This is a genomic window from Dactylosporangium roseum (assembly GCF_025264685.1).
Classification (GTDB): Bacteria; Actinomycetota; Actinomycetes; order Mycobacteriales; family Micromonosporaceae; genus Dactylosporangium; species Dactylosporangium roseum.
This window is the reverse complement of sequence record NZ_CP073721.1, coordinates 1,791,224-1,813,175: the sequence shown is the minus strand read 5'-3', so window position 1 is coordinate 1,813,175 and position 21,952 is coordinate 1,791,224. Positions and strand designations below refer to the sequence as shown.

Below are 21,952 nucleotides of genomic sequence, written 5' to 3'. Positions count from 1 at the left end.
GGCGCATGCCCTCCCGCTGCTGGAGCTCCAGCATCCGCTCATGATCGAGGTACAGCCGCCGCGTCTGCTCGGGTCCGGCGCTGTCAGGCCGAAGCGCGCCGCACCAGATGGGTCTCCACCATGACCGAGGAGGACGCCGCGCCGCCGATCCGCGCGATGAGCAGCCGGGCCATCTCCCGGCCCATCGCCTCGACCGGCTGGTGGACGGTTGTCAACGGCGGGTCGGTCTGCCGCGCGATCGCGGTGTCGTCGAAGCCGACGAGGGCCACGTCCTCGGGCACCCGTTTGCCGAGATCACGCAGCGCGCGCAGGGCGCCGACCGCCATCAGGTCGGAGGCGGCGAACACCGCGTCGACGTCGGGCCGGCGCTCGAACAGCTCGCGCACCGCGCGCTCGCCGCTGGCCTCGGAGAAGTCACCGTACGCGATCAATCCCTCGTCGACGGGCAGGCCGGCCCGTTCGATCGCCTCGCGGTAGCCGGCGAGCCGGGAGACACCGACCGCCATGTCCTGCGGGCCGGCGATCGCCGCGATCCGGCGCCGCTGCCGGTCGAGCAGGTGCCCGACGGCGATCCGCGCGCCGCCTTCGTTGTCGGCGTCGACATAGGACAGTTGGGAGAGCTGGGCGGTGAAGTTGAGCTGCTCGTCGTCGGCGAGCATCTGCGCGGGCCGGCCGCCGAGCACGACCGGCAGGCCGCGCTGCTCCAGCATGACGGGCAGCGGGTCGGCGTCGTGCAGCGACAGCAGCATCACGCCGTCGACGTGCTGGTTGGTGAGGTGGTGCTCGACCCGCAGCCGATCGGCCGGCGACTGGGCCATCGCGAGCCAGAGCTGCAGTTGCGTCTCGGCGAGTGCCGAGCTGATCCCGCGGACGACCCCCGCGAAGAACGGCTCACCGAAGACCCGCTCCTCCGACTCCGACACGACCAGAGCCACGGAGTCGGTGCGCTGGGTGACGAGCGCGCGGGCGGCCCGGTTGGGCACGTAGCCGAGCTCGTCGATCGCCTTCTGGACGGCGGCACGGGCCTCGGGGCTCACCTGTGGTGAGCCGTTGACCACCCGCGACACGGTGCCGCGACCGACGCCGGCACGGACCGCGACCTCGTCAAGCGTCGGACGGCCGGCCGAGCGCGGGCGTCCGTTGGGCGGGGGCTTTTGCAGGGTCACGCCTCATTGTGCGCACAAAGCCCGGAGCCGTTCCATCACAGCGCCGATCTTGCAGTTGTGGTACCTGACAAACCGGGACATCCAGGGAGCGTCGCGGCACCACAACTGCAAGATCAACGCCCCTGGGGCGGAGGGTCAGGCTGACTCGCGTACCACGAGATGGGTGTCGAGCACGGTCGAGCGGGCCGGGCCGCCGGCGATACGGGCCAGCAGCAGCCGAGCCATCTCGCGGCCCATGCCCTCCACCGACTGGTGCACGGTGGTGAGCGGCGGTTGGGTCTGCCGGGCCACGGCGGAGTCCTCGAACCCGACCACGGCGACCTCGGCGGGCACCTTCCGGCCCCGCTCTCGCAGTGCGCGGACGGCACCGGCGGCCATCAGGTCGGAGGCGGCGAAGACGGCGTCGAGACCCGGGTTGAGATGGAGCAGGCGGTGCATCGCGGCGGCGCCGCTCGCCGCACTGAAGTCGCCATATGCGACGAGCCGGTCGTCGTACGGCTGGGACGCGAGCCGCAGCGCCTCCCGGTAGCCACGGAGGCGGGCCTTGCCCACCCCCATGTCCTGCGGTCCGGCGATCGCCGCGACGCAGGTGCGTCCCAGATCGAGCAGGTGTCGCACGGCGGACCGGGCACCCCCTTCGTTGTCGTTGTCGACGAAGGCGACGTCCACGTGCCCGGTCTCACCCGTCTCCAGCATGTAAGCGGTCCGCCCACCGAGGACGGTCGGCACCCCGCGCCCAGCCAGCAGCAGCGGCAGCGGGTCGTCGTCGTGCAGGGAGAGCAGCAGCGCCCCGTCGACGTGCTGATCGCTGAGGTGCCGTTCGACGAGGGTGCGCTCGGCGACGGACTGGGCCATGGCGAGCCACAACTGCATCTGCGTGTCGGCGAGCTGGGAGCTCACGCCGCGCACGATGCCCGCGAAGAACGGTTCGCCGAAGACCCGCTCCTCCGACTCGGAGACGACGAGCGCCACCGAGTCGGTGCGGCGGGTCACCAGTGCCCGGGCCGCGCGGTTGGGCACATAACCCAGGGCGTCGATCGCCTTGCGGACGGCCGCGCGTGCCTCCGGACTCACCTGGGGCGAGCCGTTGATCACCCGCGAGACCGTGCCCCGGCCGACGCCCGCCAGGGCCGCGACCTCGTCGAGGGTCGGCCGGCGCACGCTATCCGGCCAGGCCGTTGCGCTTGATGACCTCGCGGTACCGGTGCCCGCTGGCCTTGACGGTGCGCTTTTGCGTCTCGTAGTCGACGCGCACCATCCCGAACCGCTTCGTATATCCCCAGGACCACTCGAAGTTGTCGAGCAGCGACCAGGCGAAGTAGCCGCGCAGCGGTACACCGGCGGCGATCGCGTCGTGGCAGGCCCGGTAGTGGGCGTCGAAGTACGCCACCCGGTCCTGGTCGTCGACGCTGCCGTCGGGCTCGACGGCGTCGCGGTAGGCCGCGCCGTTCTCGGTGATGTAGAGCGGGATGGCCGGGTAGTCCTTCGCGACCCGCACCAGCGTCTCGGTGAGGCCGGGCGCGTCGACCTCCCAGTCCATGTCGGTGACCGGGACGCCGGGCCGCTTCTGGAACCGCACGCCCTCGCTTCCCGGCCAGGAGGTAGGCGCACGCCAGTACGGCTCGGCGGGTTCCGCCGGGTCGGGCGCGGCGACGACGTGCCGGCTGTAGTAGTTGATCCCGAGGAAGTCGAGCGACGCGGCCACGGTCTCCAGGTCGCCGTCGCGGACGAACCCGAAGTCGCTGACCCCGGCGAGGTCCCGCGTGACGTCCTCGGGATAGCGGCCCAGCAGTACCGGGTCCAGGAAGATGCGGTTCGCCAGGCCGTCGATGCGCCGCGCGGCGTCGAGGTCAGCCGGACTGGCCGGGTCCACGGGCGAGATCGCGTAGAGGTTGAGCGTGATCCCGAGCTGCGCCCCGGCGTCCGCGGCGCGGATCGCCTGCACCGCCTGGCCGTGGCCGAGCAGCAGGTGGTGCACGGCGGCGAGCGCGTCCGGCGCGTGCTTCCGGCCGGGCGCGTGCACGCCCGACGCGTAGCCGAGGAAGGCCGAGCACCACGGCTCGTTGAACGTCGACCAGTGCCGGACCCGGTCGCCGAGCGCGCCGTGCACCAGCGCGGCGTACTCGGCGAACCGGGCGGCGGTGTCGCGGGCCGGCCAGCCGCCGGCGTCCTCCAGCTCCTGCGGGAGGTCCCAGTGGTACAGCGTGACCCACGGCAGGATGTCGCGCTCGAGCAGCTCGTCGACGAGCCGCCGGTAGAAGTCCAGGCCCTGCTGGCGCGTCGGCCCGCTGCCGCCCGGCTGCACCCGCGGCCACGCGATGGAGAAGCGGTAGGACTGGAGTCCCAGGTCCGCCATCAACGCGACGTCCTCGCGGTAGCGGTGGTAGTGGTCGCACGCCACGTCGCCGGTGTCCCCGCCGAGCGTCTTTCCAGGAGTGCGGCTGAACGTGTCCCAGATCGACGGGGTGCGGCCGTCTTCGGCGGCCGCCCCTTCGATCTGGTACGACGCGGTGGCCGCCCCCCAGAGGAAACCGGGTGGGAACGAGATCAAGCGCCGAAGGCGTCGATCGGTAGGGGCAGGATTCGTCAGCGGGTCGATGCTGGTCACGCCTTGACCGAACCTTCCATGATGCCGCCGATGATCTGCCGGCCGAATGCGATGAACACGATGAGCAGCGGCACGATCGCCAGCGCTGTCCCGGTGAAGACTTGCACGTAGTCCGTCTTGTAGTAACCGGTAGCCAGGATGTTCAGCGAAACCTGCACCGTCGGCGTGTCACCGTTGAGCACCACGTAGGGCCAGAGGAAGTCGTTCCAGGTCTGCATGAAGGTGAGCAGGCCGAGAACGGCCGCCGCCGGACGCAGCGCGGGGAGCACGACGCTCCAGTACGTGCGCCAGGTCGACGCCCCGTCGATGCGGGCCGCCTCGATCAACTCGTCGCTGATCGCGGACTCGGCGTACTGCCGGATCATGAACACGCCGAACCCCTGCACGAGGAACGGCACGATGACCGCCTGGAGCGTGTTGGTCCAGTCCAGCTTCACCATCAGCAGGTACAGCGGAATGATGTTGATCTGGGTCGGGATCATCATCGTCATGATGATGACCAGCAGCAGCGCGTTCTTGCCGCGGAACTTCAGCTTGGCGAACGCGAAGCCGGCGAGCGTGGAGAAGAACACCACGGACACCGTCACGGAGCCGGCCACGACAGCGGAGTTGACGAGGCCGTAGAGGAAGTTCGCGTCGGTGTTCTCGAGCACCCGCTTGGCGTTGTCGAAGAAGTTCGGCCCCGGCAGGAGCGGCGGCGGGATGGCGGTCACGGCGCTGTTGTCCCGGGACGCCACGATGAACGACCACAGGATCGGGAAGATCGACAGCACGATCGTGAGGATCAGCGCCAGGTAGGTCAGCGGGCTGGCCTGCCACAGTGCCGTCGAGGCGCTGCGGACCCGGCCCTTGGGCTTCGGCGGCGGCGCCGGCGCCTGCTTCTGCTGCGGCGGCGCGGCGACCGGGGTCAGCGTGCTCATGATGAGGTCGTCCCTCGAACGGACCTGCGCACCAGCAGGAAGTTCACCAGCGCGAAGATCAGGATGATCAGGAACAGCAGCCAGGAGATCGCCGCTCCACGGCCGACGTTGTAGTTGTTCATGAACGTGGTCTCGTAGATGTACATCGCGACGGTCTGGAACTCGTTGAGGGTGCCGCCCTGGATGCGCCCGTAGTTGAACAGCAGCGGCTCGGTGAACAACTGCATGCCACCGATGGTGGAGATGATGACGGTGAACAGGATCGTCGGCTGGATCAGCGGCACCGTGATCCGCCAGAACCGCCGCGCGGCCGACGCGCCGTCCAGCGCCGCCGACTCGTACAACTCCTTCGGGATCGCCTGCATCGCGGCGAGGTAGATCAGCGCGTTGTAGCCGGTCCAGCGCCAGTCGACCATGAACGCGATCGCGGTCCACGACGCCGCCCGGCTGCCGCGCCATTCGACGGGGTTGAGCCCGACGGTCTGCAGCAGCCAGTTCGCCAGGCCGTAACGGTCGGCGAAGATGAGGCCGAAGAGGATGCCGACCGCGGCCACCGACGTGATGTTCGGCACGAGCACGCCCATCCGGATGGGGGTGCGGGCCCGCATCTTCTTGTTGAGCCAGCTCGCCACCATCAGCGCGAGCACCAGTTGCGGCACGGTCGCGACGATGAACAGGCCGAACGTGTTGTAGACGACCGTCCAGAAGTGGTCGTCGGTGAGGACTTTGGCGTAGTTCTCGAGCCCGACGAACCCCTGGTCGCCACCGGTGAGCGTGTTCTTCCGCAGCGACAGGACGGCCGTGTAGATCAGCGGGTAGGCCCCGAACACCGCGAAGAGCAGGAAGAACGGCGCGACGAACAGGTACGGCGACACTTTGAGGTCGAGCTGGCCGATACGCACGGTGCGTGTCTTCGGCGGCCTGCCCGGTGCACGCCCGTGGCGAGGCCCGGTGACCTCGCCGACGTTGGTGGTCATGGGTGGTCCTTCCCTCCGGCTTTCTCTTTGAGCGACTCGGCTCGATCAGCTCCGGCTCCGATCGAGCGGTGGAGGCGGCGTCCACCGGACTTGCGTGGACGCCACCTCCACCCTCTGCACAGCGGACTCGATCAGTCCTCGGCCAGCGCCTTGCTGTCCTTGACGCCCTTCTCCCAGCCGGCCTGGGCGGTCAGCTTGCCCTGCTCGGCCGCCTGCATGGCCGGCTCCAGGCCGTTCTCCCACATGGCCTGGTGCTTCGGGCCCAGGTAGATCGGCTTGAGATCCTTGGCCGCGCCGGCGTAGATCTGGCCGACGGGGGCGTTGTTGAAGTAGTCGTTGGTCGCACCGGTCAGCGTCGGGTCGGCGAGTGCGGACACCGACGAGGGCAGCGGGCCGGCCTCCTTGAACGCGGCCAGGCCGCCGTCCTTGCCGGTCAGGTACTTGACGAGCTCGAAGGCCTGCTGCTTCTTCTTGCTCTGCGCGGGGATCGCCAGGTAGGAACCGCCCCAGTTGCCGCCCTTACCGGGGATGGTGGCGATGTCCCACTTGTTCTTGCCGGCGTCGCCCGCCCGCTCCTTGATCACACCGGTGTACCACGGCGGGCACGGCACGGTCGCGAACGCGGCATTCTTGAACGCGGCGTCCCAGTCCGCCTGCCAGCGCTGCAACTTGGCGGTCAGGCCCTTGGACGCCATGTCCATGCCCATGTCGTAGCCGTCCTTGACCGCCTTGTTGGTGTCGCCGACGTACTTGTCGCTCTTGTCGTAGAACCAGGTGTCGCTGTTCTGCATGATGTACGGCTGCATGATCGACGTCGCCGAGTCGATCCAGGCCGCGCCGGTGTTCTTGGCCTTGAAGGCCTCGCCCTGCTCGACATAGTCCTGCCACGTCGGCCAGAGCTTGCTGACCTCGTCGCGGCTGGTGGGCAGGCCGGCCTTCTCGAACAGGTCCGTGCGGTAGCACATGGCCAGCGGGCCGACGTCGGTGCCGAGACCGACGAGCTTCTTACCGTCCGCGGTGAAGGCGTTCTTCCACTTGAACGCCAGGTATTCGCTCTCGAGCGACGACGCGCCCAGGTCGAGCAGGTTGGCGAAGCCCTTGTTGTCCTTGAGGTACTGCAGGAGCATGCCCTCTTCGAGCATGACCACGTCACTCGCGCCGCTGCCGGCGGAGATCTGCTGGGCCAGCTTCGGCACGAAGTCCTTGGTCTGGCCTTCGTTCTTCACGTCGACCTTGATGTTCGGGTGCTTCGCCTCGAAGTCCTTGACCGCCTGCGTGAAGCCGGGCGTGCCGAAGTACGACAGCGAAATGGTCACCGGCCCGGTGCCGTCGGCACTGGGCTCGTCGTTCTTCGCGCTGCACGCTCCCATACCGAGGGCAAGCCCTGCGGTGAGCGTTGCCGCGGCGATCGAGCGCAGGCGGCGCGAGGTGACGCTCATCCTGACCCCTCTCTCAGGTCGTGACGGGTGTGGGCATGGGGGTGTGATGCGTGGGCGACAGGGCACGGCGAGCCCCTGTCCGGGTCTGGCGGACATGCGAATCGATGCCCCTACCGCTGCGGGGTGTGGCACCTGCCACAGCCTCGGGAGCGCTCCCACGAGCGTGGCCTGCGAACGTCGGCGTGTCAATGGGGCTATGGGAGCGTTCCCATTTTGTTATCGCAGGATTTTCGACATCCCAGCTTGTCCGGCTTTGCGGGATTTGTCGCCGACAGCTCCCCACCGGGCGAGCCACCCGCCGCCGGGCCCTGCGGCATCGATACACATCGCCGACGGCCAGCCGTGGCTCGACTTTCGCACTGTTGGTGATCAGGTGCGGTGTGGCGAGGCGACATCGGTCCAGACGCGGCGGCACGAGACCCTACCGCCGCAACCGGCGGGGAGATCATCGCGCATCGTCCAAGGCCGCGAAGCTCAGCCGTGCGGCCGTCTGCCAACCCCGGGCGTTGCAACGGGACGGTGACGCACGGTCGCGCGGGCGGGTGTCTGCCGGCCGTGGTCGCCGTTGGACCCGGGGTGGCGCGTTCCGGACCGGGCGCTTCACAGATCATGGGAAGGATGTGGCTATCGGGGCAGCCACATCTTTCCCATGATCATGGGCTCAACCCGCCACCGAAGGACTCCGCGCCCTCGGCTCGGCCTGCGCCGAAGCCGCCGCCTATCCACCCCGAAGTGCGAAAGCCGAGCCACGGAGACCCACCAAGGTCGACCTCGGTCTCACGTCATCCGGCGTAACAGCGCCGTGGTGCGGGACGCGTCGAACAGCGTCGCGTCGAAGTCGCGGCCCAGCCACTCGCGCATCGAGGCGTGGTCGGGGTGCGCCGGGTCGCCCCAGGCGGCGAGGAAATCGCGGTAGCCGTCCGGGCCGCCGACGTCGTCCGGCGGGCAGGCTCGCTCGCCGCCGACGCACATCGGGTAGCGGGTGTCCGGATCAGCCGGTACGACGTCCTCGACCACGATCTCGTGCTCCCACCAGTCGCCGAAATCGTACGTGTACCGCAGCCGCGTGCCCTTCCGCGCCACGGCGTCCAGGCGCGCGTCGAGCTCGTCGCGGACCTCGAGCAGACCGTCGGGGTCCGGCACGCCGAACTGCACGCCGCCGATGTCGAACACGTGCAGGTGCCGGTCGCTCCAGCCCATCGCGAACTGCACGACCCGGTGCACCCGGTCCAACGTGAAGCCGCCGGGCACCAGCACCCGCCGCCACACGGGTGATTCGACGCCTTCGAGGGCGATCCGCAGTTGGTAGATCAAGCGTGCCATGGTGCAGTCATTGTTGACCGCGCGGGGCGGGCGGCGCACGCTGAAGGCGTGATCTGTCGAGCGTGTCGGGAGAAACGACACGACGAGTGCCCGGGTCGCGACCACTGCGACTGCCAGCACCGCGAGCCCGTGCCGACACCGCCGGTGACCGGGCCACCCGGCGAGTAGATTCGGCGGGTGCAGCAACTCTGGCCCACCACGGCCGATCCCGTTGACCTGACCGCGCTCTACCGGGTCGGGCAGAGCCCATGGCTGCGGCTCAACTTCGTGTCGAGCCTCGACGGCGCGGGCACCGTCGAGGGCAGGTCCGAGGGGTTGTCGAGCCCGGAGGACAAACGGGTCTTCGGCATCCTGCGCATGCTGTGCGACGCGCTCGTGGTCGGCGCCGGCACTCTGCGCGAGGAGGGTTACCGGTCGCTGCGCCTCGACGAGGAGCGCCGGGCGTGGCGGCGGGCCAACGGCCTGGCGGAGTATCCGACCCTGGTCGTCGTCTCTGGCCGCGCCGACCTCGACCCGGCACACCCCGCGCTCGTCGACGCGCCGGTCCGGCCGATCATCGTCACGCGCACGGCCACCGAGCCGGGCAGCGGGCTCGCCGAGGTGGCCGACGTCGTGCGCCACGGCGACGACCGGGTCGACCTGGCCGCCGCGGTCGCCGACCTGCACGGGCGCGGGTTCCGGCAACTGCTGAGCGAGGGCGGCCCGCAGCTCTTCGGGTCACTCACCGCGGCGGGGTTGACCGACGAGCTGTGCCTCACCCTGTCGCCGCTGCTGGCCGGACCGGGTCCCGACCGGATCATCGCCGGCCCGCCGCTGACCATCCCCGAGCGCCTCACGCTGCGTCATGTCCTGCTTGCGGACGGGCAGCTCATGCTGCGGTACTCGCGATAGGTCACTCGACGATCCTGCGTATTACATCCGGTTCTGTCCGCATTTTGGACCATGAAACCGTCCACCGCTGGCGTGGTGGCGTCGACCCGTTGGCGGTCTTGAGGCACGATGCACAGGCGAACACATGTACTGGGGGTCGACGATGCAGGACGAGACAGCCACCGGCGGTCTGGATTCGGATCGGTCGACGCCCGCGGCGCTGGACCTTGACGACGGGCCCGTCGTCGGCCGCGTGCTCGGTACCGCCGACGCGACCCCACTGACGTTCTGGGTGGCCGTCGAGGACGGTGCCTACCTACAGCTCGACGACGTTGTGATCACGGAGCGCGAGCTTCCCGAGCATGCCCCGGTGAGGATCGCCGGCGTCGTGACCGCCGTCCGGGCGCGACACGAGGGCGTCGTGTTCGACTCCGACGTGTTCCTCGTCGCCGACGGCACGCTTCCGGCGACGATCCAGGAGGCCGCCGAGATCACCACCACCCGGGTCGACCCGGAGGTCTACGTGCCGCCGACGCCGGGCGCACTGGTCCACCGGGCGCGCGGCGAGGCGCGGGCCGGGGCGCTGTACTTCGACCGCATGGACCGCACCATCCCGATGGGCTTCGGCCGCGACGGCGCACCCATGTTCCTCAACGCCGACTTCCTCGACGGCACCCGGGGCGCGCACGTGTCGATCTCCGGCATCTCCGGCGTGGCGACGAAGACCAGCTTCGCGACGTTCCTGCTCTACTCGGTCTTCCGCTCGGGCGTGCTCGGCGGCGCCGGCGAGACCGCCAACACCCGCGCGCTCATCTTCAACGTCAAGGGCGAGGACCTGCTGTTCCTCGACCACCCGAACAGCCGCCTCGACCAGGCGACCGAGGACAGCTACGCCCGGCTCGGCCTGATCGCCGGCCCCTTCCCCGACGTGCGGGTCTACGCGCCGCCACGGCCCGGCGACTCCAGCGGCACGCCCGACGTCAGCAGCCGGCTGTCCGGCGTGGACCCGTTCTACTGGACGCTGGCGGAGTTCTGCGCCGACCGGCTGCTGCCGTACGTGTTCGCCGACGCCGACGACGAGCGCCAGCAGTACACGATGGTCGTCCACTCGGTGACCGCGCACCTGGCGCGCACCGCACAGCCGGCCGAGGGCGGGATCGCGATCGACGGCACCCGCCTGAACTCGTACGCGGACCTCGTCGACTTCGTCGTCGAGCAGCTCAACGACGACGCCACGCGCGGCCAGTGGGCGGGCAGCGCCGTCGGCCTCGGCACGGTCAACGCCTTCGCCCGGCGGCTCATCGGCAGCAAGAAGGACCTCTCCCGGCTGATCCGCGGCGACCTCGCGGTGCGCAGGCCGCACCAGATCAACACCGCGGAGAGCGCCCAGGTGACCGTGGTCGACCTGCACAACCTGCCGGACCGCGCGCAGCGGTTCGTCGTCGGCGTGACCCTGCGGACCGAGTTCGAACGCAAGGAGAAGGCCGGCACCGCCAAGCCGCTGCTGTTCGTGGTGCTCGACGAGCTGAACAAGTACGCACCGCGGGAGGGCACCAGCCCGATCAAGGAGGTGCTGCTCGACATCGCCGAGCGCGGCCGCTCCCTCGGCGTCGTGCTCATCGGCGCGCAGCAGACCGCGAGCGAGGTCGAGCGGCGGATCGTGGCCAACTCCGCGATCCGGGTCGTCGGCCGGCTCGACCCCGCCGAGGCGTCCCGCCCGGAGTACGGCTTCCTCCCTCCGGCCCAGCGCCAGCGCGCCCTGCTGGCCAAGCCCGGCACCATGTTCGTCTCGCAGCCGGAGATCCCGGTGCCGCTGTGCGTCGAGTTCCCGTTCCCGTCGTGGGCGACGCGCCCCGGCGAGGCGGGTGCGGCGCCGAGCTCGACCCTGCGCTCGATCGTGCAGGCCGGCGACCCGTTCGCGGTCGTCGCCCGGGTGGGCGGCGGCGGCATCTCCGACGACGACATCCCGTTCTAGAGAGGGGAGACCGGGTGCGGATCCTGCACACCTCGGACTGGCACGTCGGCAAGGTCCTCAAGGGACAGTCCCGGGCCGCCGACCACATCGCGGCGCTCAACGCGCTGGTCGAGGTCGCCAAGGCCGAGCAGCCCGACCTGGTGATCGTCGCCGGTGACCTCTACGACACGGCCAGCCCGACCGCCGACTCGACACGGATCGTCACCCGCGGCCTGTCCGCGCTGCGCCGCACCGGCGCCGAGGTCGTCGTCATCGGCGGCAACCACGACAACGGCCCGGCCCTCGACGCGCTGCGGCCCTGGGCGGACGCGGCCGGGATCACCGTCCGCGGCGCCGTCGGCCGGCCCGAGGAGCATCTCGTCACCGGGACGACGAAGGGCGGCGAGGAGTGGCGGCTCGTCGCGCTGCCGTTCGTCTCCCAGCGGTACGCGCTGCGGGCCAGCGAGATGTTCGACCTGAGCGCCGCCGAGGCCGTCCAGTCGTACGCGAGCGCCATCGGTCAACTGATCTCGGTGCTGGCCAAGGGATTCGGCGACGGCACGGTGAATCTCGTCACCGGCCACCTGACCGTCATCGGCGCGACGATGGGCGGTGGTGAGCGCGAGGCGCACACCATCATGGGCTACGCCGTGCCGGCCGGGGTCTTCCCGTCGTCGGCGCACTACGTCGCGCTCGGGCACCTGCACCGGGCGCAGGCGGTCAGCGGCCCCTGCCCGATCCGGTACAGCGGCAGTCCCCTGCCGATCGACTTCGGCGAGGAGGAGAACCTCTCGACCGCCTGCGTCGTCGACGTCACCGCGACGACCGCGGCCCGGGCACGGGAGATCCCCCTGCCGGTCGTGACCCCGCTGCGGACCGTCCGGGGCACGCTCACCCAGTTGTCCACATTGGACACGGGCGACGCCTGGCTGCGGGTGTACGTGCAGGAGCCGCCGCGGGCGGGCCTGCGCGAAGAGGTCCAGGAGCTGCTGCCGAAGGCACTCGAGGTACGCATCGATCCCAAACTGCTGCCCGATCCGAAGGCCGCGGACCGCTCGTCCGGCGCCCGTGCCGGCCGCTCGCCCGGGGAACTGTTCGCCGACTACCTCGGCCAGCGGGGACACGCCGACGAGGCGACCGTGTCCCTGTTCCACCGGCTGCACGACGAGGTGGTGTCGTCATGAGACCGATCCGCCTGGACCTCGACGGGTTCACCGTCTTCCGGGAGCCGACGACCGTCGACTTCACCGACACCGACTTCTTCGCCCTCGTCGGGCCGACCGGCTCGGGCAAGTCGACCGTCCTCGACGCGATCTGCTTCGCGCTCTACGGCACCGTCCCGCGCTGGGGCGACCGGCGGGCCATCGCCAACGCGCTCGCCCCGTCGGCCGTGGAGGCCAGGGTACGGCTGGTCTTCGAGTCGGCCGGCGTGCGGTACGTGCTGGCCCGGGTCGTCCGCCGGGACGGCAAGGGCGCGGTGGCCACCAAGCACGCCGGCCTCGAGGCGCTGGCACCCGGTCTCGACCTGGGCAAGCTGGCCGACGGCCTGACCGCCGACGACGTCACGGAGGTGCTCGCCGGCACGCCGAGCGAGGTCGACGAGGCGATCCAGGCCGTTGTCGGACTCCCCTACGAGCAGTTCACCAAGTGCGTCGTGCTGCCGCAGGGCGAGTTCGCGGCGTTCCTGCACGCCAAGCCGGCCGAGCGGCAGAAGATCCTGGTCAACCTGCTCGGCCTGGACGTGTACGGGCACATCCGGGAGAAGGCCGCCGCGCTCGGCGCCACCGCCGACGCGAAGCTGAAGGTGCTCGACCAGCAGCTCGCCGCGCTGTCCGACGTCGACGACGCGGCCCTGGCCGCGGCGCAGGGCCGCGTCGAGACTCTGCGGGCGCTCGTCGAGCGAGTCGAGCGCATCGCGCCACAGCTCACCGACGCGGGCCGGCTCGCGGCGCAGGCGGCGGAGGCGCTCGCCGCGCTCGACGCCCAGATCGGCCGCCTCGCCGCGGTCGCCGTCCCGGCCGAGGCGCCGACGCTGGCCGCGGCCGCCGCGACGGCCCGCGCCGCGGTCGTCGCGGCCCTCGACGGGTCCCGGGTCGCCGAGGAGCAGGAGGAGAAGCTGCGCGGCGAACTGCAGGCGGCCGGGGACGCCGCGGCGCTACGCCGGCTGCTCGACACCCACGGCGAGCGCGAGACGCTCGCCGCCGAGGCCGCCTCGGTCCACGGCACGGTCGAGCGGGCCGAGCGCGAGCACACCGCCGCGGTCGACGCCTTCGCCGTGGTCAAGGTGCAGGCGGCCGACGCGCTGGCGGCGCTGGAGGCGGCACGGGAGGCGTACCAGACCGCGGTCGCCGTCGACCGGGCGGTCGCCCTCCGGCCGCACCTGCGGGTCGGCGAGGAGTGCCCGGTGTGCACGCAGACCGTGCGCACGGTGCCGGACGTCCCGCACGACTCGGCGGTCGCCACGGCCGAGGCCGCCGGGAAGGCGGCCCGCAAGCGCAGCGAGGCCGCCGACAAGGTCGTCGCCGAGCACGACCGCACGGTCCGCGACCTCGACCGGGCGCTCGCGGCCGCCAAGGCCCACGCCCAGCAGGTCGACGCACGGCTCGCCGCGCTGGACAAGGCGCTCCACGGTGCGCCGGCCCCCGAGGCGCTGCGGCGCGACCTCGACGCGATCGCGAAGCTCGGCAGGGCGCTGGAGAAGGCCGGCGCGGAGGTCCGCAAGGCGCGCGAGGCGCACCGCAAGGCGTCCACGACCGCCGACCGGGCCGAGGAGCGGCTGCGCGCCGCCTGGCGGTCGTTCGACGACGCCCGGGACGCGCTCGCGGCATACACGCCACCGCCGGCGAACCGCGAGGACCTCGCCGACGCCTGGGCCACGCTGACCGCCTGGGCGACCGGCGAGGCGGGCCGCCGCCGGGCCGGCCGGCAGGCCGCCGTCGACGAGCTGCGGTCGGCCGAGCACCGGGTCGGCGACGTCCGGCAGGAGCTGCTGACCGTGTTCACCGACGCCGGGCTGCCCGCGCCGGGCGGGGAGCCGGCGCGGGAGGCGGCCGTCGCACTGGAGCGGGCCGACGCGGCGCTGCGGCGGATCGAGGAGCGGCGGGCCGACGCGGAGCGGATCCGCGGGCAGCGCGACGAGGTCGCCAAGGAGAGCCAGGTCGCCAAGGCGCTCGCCCAGCACCTGCGGGCCGACCGGTTCGAGCGCTGGCTGCTCGCCGAGGCGCTGGACACACTCGTCGACGGCGCCTCGCGGACCCTGCGGGAGCTCTCCAACGGTCAGTACGACCTGGGCCACGAGAAGGGCGAGTTCTTCGTCGTCGACCACCACGACGCCGGGCTGCGCCGGGCGGTGCGGACACTGTCGGGCGGCGAGACGTTCCAGGCGTCGCTCGCGCTCGCGCTGGCGCTCTCCGATCAGCTCGCCGGCATGTCGGCGTCCGGGGCGAGCCTCGAGTCGATCGTCCTCGACGAGGGCTTCGGCACGCTCGACACGACCACGCTCGACACCGTCGCGGCGACGCTGGAAAACCTGGCCGCGCGCGGTGACCGGATGGTCGGCGTGGTGACCCACGTCGGGGCACTGGCCGAACGGATCCCGGTGCGGTTCGAGGTCCGGCGGGACGCCCGTACCGCCCGCATCGAGCGGGTCGGCCTGTGAAGCTCCACGTCGACGCCTGGGACCCCGCCTACGGCATCGCGTTCGACGCCGCCGAAGGGCCCGGGGGCCCGCAGGCACAGAGCAGCGCGCAGATCCAGGCCGATGTCGAGCTGCCCGCCGCCGCGTGGCGCCCGATCGAGCCGGCACCGGGCCTGCGGCCACCCGGCACCGTGCTCATCGTCGACGGCGTGCAGCGTGTCGACGCCCGGGTCTGGGTCACCGACGACGAGGGCACCACGCATCCGGGCGTCGCGGCGTCGTACGCGGCCGGGGTCGTCCGCTGCGACCTCGACCGGGGTGTCGCGCAGGTCGCCACCACGCGGATCGAGCGCGGACTGTTCACGCCGCTCGACCCGCTGCCGCCGATCGTGGCGGGCACCATCCGCTACCCGGCGCGGCGGGTGTCCCGGGGCGAGCCGAAGGACCTGGCGCTGGGCGTACAACGACACATGCGTGCGCTCGAGGTCGGCGTGTCGAACGAGGAGCGGACCGACGGCGACCTGCTGATCGTCGACGGGCCCCTCCAGGAGCGCGCGCACCTGCCGCGGGCGCTGGGCTACATCAAGACGCACCAGAAGGAGTACCTCCCGGCCGACCTGACGGCGGTCGTGACCGCGCTGCGCGCAGGGCAGCGCTCGCCGGTGTTCCTGCTGGGCACGTCGTGGCACAGGTTCGCGTGGTACCTGCGGCTGCCCGGCCCGGCCGGGTCGCCGTGGACCGGGCTCGTGCGGGCGGAGTGCGCGGCGGACCTGGTGCCGGCCGACGCCGTCGCCCTGGCCGACCTGTCGGCGGTGACGCTCCCCCGGTTCGCCTCGACGGCGTACAAGGACCCGAGGGCGCCGCAGAACCTCGTCCCGATCGCGGGTCTGGAGCGTAAACTTCGCACCATGCTCGGCGATGCCCGGCTGCTGCACCGTGCCCTGTCCCGGGCGGCGGCGTGAGGTTCGCGGCCCCGGCGCGGTACGACTTCGCGGGCACCCTGCACGGCCTGGCGGTCATCCACGGCGACCCCACGCTCTCGGTCGGTTCCCGCGAGGCCTGGTTCGCCACGCGCACCCCGGACGGACCGGGCACGCTGCACCTGACGTACTCCGACGGCTTCGTCCACGCGGAGGCGTTCGGACCCGGGGCCGACTGGCTCATGGCGCGCGCCGACGCCGTCGCGGGCCTGCGCGACGACCTCACCGGCTTCCCCGGGCTGGCCCGCCGGCACCCGCTCGTCGCACGGCTCGCCCACGAGCACGCCGGGCTGCGGATGGGCGCGACCGGCCGGATATTCCACCACCTGGTCCCGGCGGTCCTCTACCAGAAGGTCACCGGCATCGAGGCGCAGCGGGGGTACCGGAAGGTGCTGCGCCACTTCACGACCGAGCCCGCACCCGGCCCGTTCGACCGGCTGCGGCTGCCACCCGATCCGGCGGCGGTGGCCGCCACGCCGTACTGGGTGTTCCACCCCTTCGGCATCGAGCAGAAGCGGGCCGAGACCCTGCGCCGGGCCGCGGCGCACGCCGCCGCGCTGGAGCGCTCCCCCGACGCGGCCACCGCGACCGCGCGGCTGGTCAGCATCCGGGGCATCGGGGCGTGGACGGCCGCCGAGGTGACCCGGGTGGCGTTCGGCGACCCCGACGCGGTGTCGGTCGGCGACTACCACCTCAAGAACGTGGTCGCGTACGCGCTCACCGGAGCGGCCCGCGGCACCGACGAGCACATGCTGGAACTGCTCGCGCCGTACGCCGGGCACCGCGGCCGGGTCTGCACGCTCTTCGCCGCCGCGGGCATCGGCGCACCGCGGTTCGGCCCGCGGATGCCGCTGCGGTCGTTCGCGCGATTCTGAAAGTTGTCGTAGGTGTGTGGTTGACTGGTCCTCGTGGAGCTGCCCGTCCTGCCGCCCGTCGAGCCCATGCTGGCCAAGAGCATCCCGAGCCTGCCCAGCGCGCCCGGCACGAGCTATGAGCCGAAGTGGGACGGCTTCCGCTGCATCGTCTTCCGCGACGGCGACGAGGTCGAGTTGGCCAGCCGGGGCGGCAAGACCCTGACGCGATATTTCCCCGAGGTCGTCGACCAGGTCCGGGCCCAGCTACCCGAGCGCTGCGTGGTCGACGGCGAGATCATCGTGATCCGGCGCGACAGCGGTGCGCCACGGCTCGACTTCGAGCTGCTCGGCCAGCGGATCCATCCGGCCGCGAGCCGGGTGCGGATACTCGCGGAGCACACGCCGGCGTCGTTCGTGGCCTTCGACCTGCTCGCGCTCGGCGACGAGTCGCTCATGGAGCAGGGATACGCGAAGCGGCGTGTCGCGCTCGTCGAGGCGCTGGCCGCGGTCCGGCCGCCCGTGCACGTCACGCCGGTGACGACCGACCTCGACACCGCGCGCGACTGGTTCGAGCGCTTCGAGGGTGCCGGGCTCGACGGCGTCATCGCGAAGCCCGCCGACGGGGTCTACGAGCCGGGCAAGCGCACCATGTTCAAGATCAAGCACACCCGCACCGCCGACGTGGTCGTCGCCGGGTACCGCTGGCACAAGGACGGTCCGATCGTCGGCTCGCTCCTGCTGGGGCTCTATGACGACGAGGGGCGCCTGCACCACGTCGGCGTCTCCGCCTCGTTCACCCGGCAGCGGCGCGCCGAGCTGGTCGAGGAGCTGGCGCAATACCGGGAGAACATCGTCGACCATCCGTGGAACTGGGCAGGCCAGGAGCCCGGCAGCGCCGCCACGAGCATCGACTCGGTGCCGGCCGGCGACGCGGCGACGCGGCTGCCCGGCGGGGTGAGCCGCTGGACCGGCAAGAAGGACCTGTCGTTCGTCCCGCTGCGCCCCGAGCTGGTGGTCGAGGTGGGTTACGACGCGATGGAGGGCGACCGGTTCCGCCACACCGCGCAGTTCAAGCGCTGGCGGCCCGACCGGGATCCGCGCTCCTGCACCTACGAGCAGCTCGACCTCCCGGTGCGGTTCGACGTCGAGAGCGTGCTGGCAGGGCGTCCTTGATCCCGTCGCGGTTCGCTCGCCTGGTCCCGCTCCTGGTCGTGGTGGTCCTGCTGGGCGGCTGTATGACGCCCGACGCGAGGTGGACCGTCCCGACGTCCGGCCGGCCGCTGGGCAGCCCCTCGGCACGCCCGTCGGCGTCCAGCTCGGGCGTGCCGATCGCGCCGGCCGACTGGCAGCCGTGCCCCGACGCCTACAAGGCGGTCTTCCCCAAGCCGCCGCAAAACGTGTCGTTCTCCTGCGCGACCGTGAAGGTGCCGCGGGACTGGGACAACCCGAAGGGCTCCGACACGTTCGACATCGCGCTGGTCCGCGGCCGCTCGACCACGCAGCGGGACCGGGTCGGCTCGCTGTTCATCAACCCGGGCGGTCCCGGCGCGTCCGGCTTCGACTACGCCGTCTACCGGTCGGTCTACCTGCCGGCCGAGGTGGTGCGGCGCTTCGACGTCATCGGCTTCGACCCGCGCGGCATCGGCCGGTCGTCGCCGGTGAAGTGCTTCTCCGACGCCGACCTCGACGCCAACTTCGGCATCGACCCCGATCCGGTCAGCGACGCCCAGTTCCAGCAGAGCGTCGCGCTGACCCGGCGGCTCGCGCAGAGCTGTGGCGACAAATACGGTGACGCGCTGCGCCACTTCTCCACCGAGCAGGCCGCCCGCGACATGGACGCGCTGCGCGCGGCCGTCGGCGAGGAGAAGCTGACCTATCTCGGCTACAGCTACGGCACACTGCTCGGCGCGGTCTATGCGCAGTTGTTCCCGAAGAACGTGCGGGCCCTGGTCCTCGACGGCGCCGTCGACCCGACGCTGTCGACGCAGGACTCGGCGGAGAAGCAGGCGGCCGGCTTCGAGCTGGCGTTCACCAACTTCACCAACTGGTGCCGGGACAACGCGCCCTCGTGCCCGATCGGACCGGACGCCCGCGCGGTGGTCACCAAGGCGATCACCGACGCGCGGACGGCGCCGGTGAAGGGCCGGGACGGGCGCACGGCGACGGCCGGCTGGGTGTTCACGGCGGTCGTGTCCTCGCTCTACAGCGAGTCGAGCTGGCGCACGCTCGCGCAGGCGATGCAGGACCTGCGGTCGGGCAAGCCCGACAAGATGTTCGTCCTGGCCGACTCCTATGCGGAGCGGGACCCCAGCGGGAAGTACAACAACATGTTCGACGCCAACGCGGCGGTCGGCTGCACGGACAGCGACGACACCCCGACCGTCGAGCAGGCGCGGGCCTTGCAGGCGCAGTGGCGGCAGAAGTATCCGCTGTTCGGCGGTTCGCTGGCCCTCAACCTGATCTGCGCGCAGTGGCCGGGCAAGCGCGACCCGTATCCGACGGGCGCCGCCACCGGCTCCGCCCCGATCGTCGTCATCGGCACGCTGGGCGACCCCGCCACGCCGTATGAGCAGGCGCCCGCCCTGGCCAAGATGCTCGGCGTCGGCACACTGGTCACCTGGAAGGGCGAGGGCCACACGGCCTACCCCAAGACCGGCTGCATCATCGACGCCGTCGACCGCTACTTGATCGACCTCCGCGTCCCGCCAGCCAACCTGACCTGCGACAAGTAACTCCGCCGCCACTCCTTCGGCAGCCACTCCGCGCCGGGCCGCGGCCCCGGGCTGGCTCCAATGAGGGCACGGCGAAGACCCGTACCAAGCAGGCCCGGGTGGCTTGGGGCAACTGCTGGATCGCGGCCGAGATCATCTCGTGGTCGCCACCGCGCCCAGGCGGCGCGGTCCGGGCCAGGCGGCGCCATGATCATGGGAAAGATGTGGCTATCGGGGCAGCCACATCTTTCCCATGATCATGAGATCGAGCGGCACGACGGCGGATTACGGCGGAACGCGCGCCGGTCGGCGCGCCTCGGCGGCGACACCGCCGAGCTACGCGCCCGAATTGTCAGCCTTGTCCGGGTTTAACAAGAGGTTGTTGGGCTCAACTTCGCGCCTTGCATGATCACCAAGCCCGCCGGACCCTGATCGTCGCCCGAATTCTTGACGCATGCCAAGCTCAACCCCACCACCGAAGGACTCCGCGCCCTCCGCCTGGTCTGGACCGAAGCCGCCGTCCAACCACCCAAAGTGCGAGCGTCGAGCCACGGAGATGCGCCAAGGTCAACTCAACGGGGGTCGGCCTGGGGTCTGGCGCGGCTGGGCTGGACGCGCATCGGCTCGCCCTCCATCTTCGGGTACTCCGGAGGATAGGGCTTGTCGCCCTCGCCGTTGGCGGCGTCACGCTCGGCCCATTCCAGCAACGGTGTGATGTCGTGCGCCACGTCGTCGATGCCGGCATGGGGGTCGCCGAGTTCGGCGATCCGCTCGGGGACCGTGCGCAGGTCGAAGTCGTCGGGCTCGACGTCGGGGAGTTCGTCCCACCGCAGCGGGGTCGAGGCCGTCGCCCTCGCGTTGGCACGCAGCGAATAGGCGCAGGCGATCGTCCTGTCCCGCGCCATCTGGTTGTAGTCGATGAACACCCGCTCGCCGCGCTCCTCCTTCCACCAGTTCGTCGTCGCCAGGTCCGGACGGCGGCGTTCGACCTCACGGGCGAGTGCGATGAGCGCGCGCCGCGCCTCGATGAAGGTCCATTGTGGACGGATTCGCAGGTACACGTGGATGCCCCGGCCGCCCGAAGTCTTCGGCCAGCCGGCGAACCCCAGCTCGTCGAGCACCGCCTTCAGCTCACCGGCCACGACAGCCGCGTCGGCGAAGTCGGTGCCCGGCTGCGGATCGAGATCGATGCGCAGCTCGTCCGGGTGGTCGACGGCGGTCCCGCGCACCGGCCACGGGTGGAAGACGATCGTGCCCATCTGCGCGGCCCACGCCACGTGGGCGAGGTCGGCCGGGCACAGTTCGTCGGCTTTGCGGCCGCTCGGGAACGCGATCTGTGCCGTCTCGATCCAGCCCGGCACGCCTCGGGTCGGCACCCGCTTCTGGAAAAACATCTCACCGCCGACGCCGTCCGGGAACCGCTGCAGCGTCGTGGGCCGGTTACCGAGGGCGCGCATGATGCCGTCGCCGACGGCGAGGTAGTACTCGAAGACGTCGCGCTTCGTGAAGCCACGCTCAGGGAAGTACACCTTGTCCGGGCTGGTCAGCCGGACCGGCCGTCCCGCCACTTCGATCTCCAGCGCATCGCCCATTCATGGACCATAACCCGCGCGACCCCGCCGGGGAGGCCGTCAGCTCCGGCGCATCGGCTGCGGACCGGGCCGACGGCGGTGGGCGGCACCGGTCTTCGGCCCGCGGTCCCGCGGCGACGGTACCCGCGGCGGCTCGGGCTCCTCGCCCCGGTCGCCGAGGCGGGTGAGGTACAGGACGCCGGCGCCCCCGATGATGAACGCGAACCCGATCGTCGTCATGAGCGGGGACGACACCCCGGTGACCGGGAGTTCACCGGCCACGACGCCGGTCGCTCCGCCGGAGGTGCTGTCGGTGCCGGAGCCGCCCGGCACGCCGGCCACCCCGCCGCTGCTGCCCTGCCCGCCGCCGGGGACACTCCCGCCGGGGACACCGTTGCCGGTACCACCGCCCGGGACGCCGCCACCGGGAACGCTGCCGCCACCGCCCGGCGTGCCGTTGCCGGTGCCGCCGCCGGGGACACCGTTGCCGGTACCACCCGGGCCACTGCCACCACCGGGGAAACCGCTTCCGGAACCACCGGGCCCGCCGTAACCACCGTTGCCATGCCCACCGGAGCCGTAACCACCGGAGCCGTAACCACCGGAGCCCTGGTCACCGGAGCCACCGGTTCCGGAACCACTCCCGTAGGAGTCGTCGGGGTTCCAGTCGCCCCAGGTCCGGGCTGCCGGGCCGGCGTCGCCGTAGCCTGCCGTGCCGGGGTACGACGTCTCCGAGCACAGCTCCAACGCGCTGGACAGCAGCCCGCCGCAGTCGCCGGCCCGGTGCTCCTGCGGCGACGGCGCCGCATGGGCAGCCGCCGCCAGCGGGGTGACGCCCGCGGCGCCCACCGCACCCACCGCAATAGCCTTGTAGAGCATCCTCATCGTTGTCGTACCCCGATCATCGCCCCGTGTGTACCAGCAGAACCGTTGTGCGAAGAA

The 21,952-nt window shown here is 71.5% G+C and carries 17 protein-coding genes; 8 read left to right on the top strand and 9 right to left on the bottom strand.

The window, feature by feature from the left end:
• Positions 1-83: 83 nt before the first annotated feature.
• From Drose_RS09200 to Drose_RS09170, 7 genes are all read right to left on the bottom strand, one after another.
• Complete coding sequence (locus Drose_RS09200; protein ID WP_260729670.1) at positions 84-1,160, bottom strand: LacI family DNA-binding transcriptional regulator; 1,077 nt, start codon at positions 1,158-1,160, stop codon at positions 84-86.
• Between the two features lie 141 nt (positions 1,161-1,301).
• Positions 1,302-2,327 carry a LacI family DNA-binding transcriptional regulator gene (locus Drose_RS09195; protein ID WP_260727746.1) on the bottom strand — a complete coding sequence of 342 codons (1,026 nt, stop codon included), beginning with the start codon at positions 2,325-2,327 and terminating at the stop codon, positions 1,302-1,304.
• Between the two features lies 1 nt (position 2,328).
• A complete protein-coding gene (locus Drose_RS09190) occupies positions 2,329-3,756 on the bottom strand; it encodes a GH1 family beta-glucosidase (RefSeq protein WP_390891425.1) in 1,428 nt (475 codons plus the stop codon).
• Positions 3,757-3,770: 14 nt separating this feature from the next.
• Complete coding sequence (locus tag Drose_RS09185) at positions 3,771-4,694, bottom strand: carbohydrate ABC transporter permease (RefSeq protein WP_260727745.1); 924 nt, start codon at positions 4,692-4,694, stop codon at positions 3,771-3,773.
• Positions 4,691-5,671 carry a carbohydrate ABC transporter permease gene (locus tag Drose_RS09180; RefSeq protein WP_260727744.1) on the bottom strand — a complete coding sequence of 327 codons (981 nt, stop codon included), beginning with the start codon at positions 5,669-5,671 and terminating at the stop codon, positions 4,691-4,693. The genes Drose_RS09185 and Drose_RS09180 overlap by 4 nt, the downstream gene beginning before the upstream one ends.
• A 131-nt stretch (positions 5,672-5,802) precedes the next feature.
• Positions 5,803-7,110, bottom strand: coding sequence for an extracellular solute-binding protein (locus Drose_RS09175; protein WP_260727743.1), 1,308 nt, complete (start codon positions 7,108-7,110; stop codon positions 5,803-5,805).
• 777 nt (positions 7,111-7,887) lie between these two features.
• A complete protein-coding gene (locus Drose_RS09170) occupies positions 7,888-8,433 on the bottom strand; it encodes a plasmid pRiA4b ORF-3 family protein (protein WP_260727742.1) in 546 nt (181 codons plus the stop codon).
• A gap of 168 nt (positions 8,434-8,601) precedes the next feature.
• Here Drose_RS09170 and Drose_RS09165 point away from each other — a divergent pair, with 168 nt between their 5' ends.
• From Drose_RS09165 to Drose_RS09130, 8 genes are all read left to right on the top strand, one after another.
• Positions 8,602-9,324: a pyrimidine reductase family protein gene (locus Drose_RS09165; RefSeq protein ID WP_390891424.1), complete on the top strand. Its 723-nt coding sequence runs from the start codon at positions 8,602-8,604 to the stop codon at positions 9,322-9,324.
• 142 nt (positions 9,325-9,466) lie between these two features.
• The gene (locus Drose_RS09160) at positions 9,467-11,278 is read left to right on the top strand and encodes an ATP-binding protein (protein WP_390891351.1); all 1,812 of its coding nucleotides are present in this window, start codon (positions 9,467-9,469) and stop codon (positions 11,276-11,278) included.
• Positions 11,279-11,292: 14 nt separating this feature from the next.
• The gene (locus Drose_RS09155; protein ID WP_260727741.1) at positions 11,293-12,441 is read left to right on the top strand and encodes an exonuclease SbcCD subunit D; all 1,149 of its coding nucleotides are present in this window, start codon (positions 11,293-11,295) and stop codon (positions 12,439-12,441) included.
• A complete protein-coding gene (locus tag Drose_RS09150; RefSeq protein ID WP_260727740.1) occupies positions 12,438-14,915 on the top strand; it encodes an AAA family ATPase in 2,478 nt (825 codons plus the stop codon). Before Drose_RS09155 ends, Drose_RS09150 begins: the two co-directional genes overlap by 4 nt.
• The gene (locus Drose_RS09145) at positions 14,912-15,856 is read left to right on the top strand and encodes a hypothetical protein (protein ID WP_260727739.1); all 945 of its coding nucleotides are present in this window, start codon (positions 14,912-14,914) and stop codon (positions 15,854-15,856) included. Before Drose_RS09150 ends, Drose_RS09145 begins: the two co-directional genes overlap by 4 nt.
• Complete coding sequence (locus Drose_RS09140; RefSeq protein WP_390891350.1) at positions 15,853-16,749, top strand: DNA-3-methyladenine glycosylase family protein; 897 nt, start codon at positions 15,853-15,855, stop codon at positions 16,747-16,749. Before Drose_RS09145 ends, Drose_RS09140 begins: the two co-directional genes overlap by 4 nt.
• Before the next feature lie 33 nt (positions 16,750-16,782).
• The gene (locus tag Drose_RS09135; RefSeq protein ID WP_260727738.1) at positions 16,783-17,901 is read left to right on the top strand and encodes an ATP-dependent DNA ligase; all 1,119 of its coding nucleotides are present in this window, start codon (positions 16,783-16,785) and stop codon (positions 17,899-17,901) included.
• Positions 17,898-19,460 (top strand): alpha/beta hydrolase, encoded by a 1,563-nt coding sequence (locus tag Drose_RS09130; RefSeq protein WP_390891349.1) that lies wholly within the window; start codon positions 17,898-17,900, stop codon positions 19,458-19,460. The genes Drose_RS09135 and Drose_RS09130 overlap by 4 nt, the downstream gene beginning before the upstream one ends.
• Before the next feature lie 551 nt (positions 19,461-20,011).
• Here the strand turns inward: Drose_RS09130 and ligD are convergent.
• Together ligD and Drose_RS09120 are read right to left on the bottom strand one after the other, a co-directional pair.
• The gene (gene ligD / locus Drose_RS09125; RefSeq protein ID WP_260727737.1) at positions 20,012-21,031 is read right to left on the bottom strand and encodes a non-homologous end-joining DNA ligase; all 1,020 of its coding nucleotides are present in this window, start codon (positions 21,029-21,031) and stop codon (positions 20,012-20,014) included.
• Positions 21,032-21,070: 39 nt separating this feature from the next.
• On the bottom strand, positions 21,071-21,889 hold the full coding sequence (locus Drose_RS09120; protein ID WP_260727736.1) for a hypothetical protein: 819 nt from the start codon (positions 21,887-21,889) through the stop codon (positions 21,071-21,073).
• Positions 21,890-21,952: the final 63 nt, after the last annotated feature.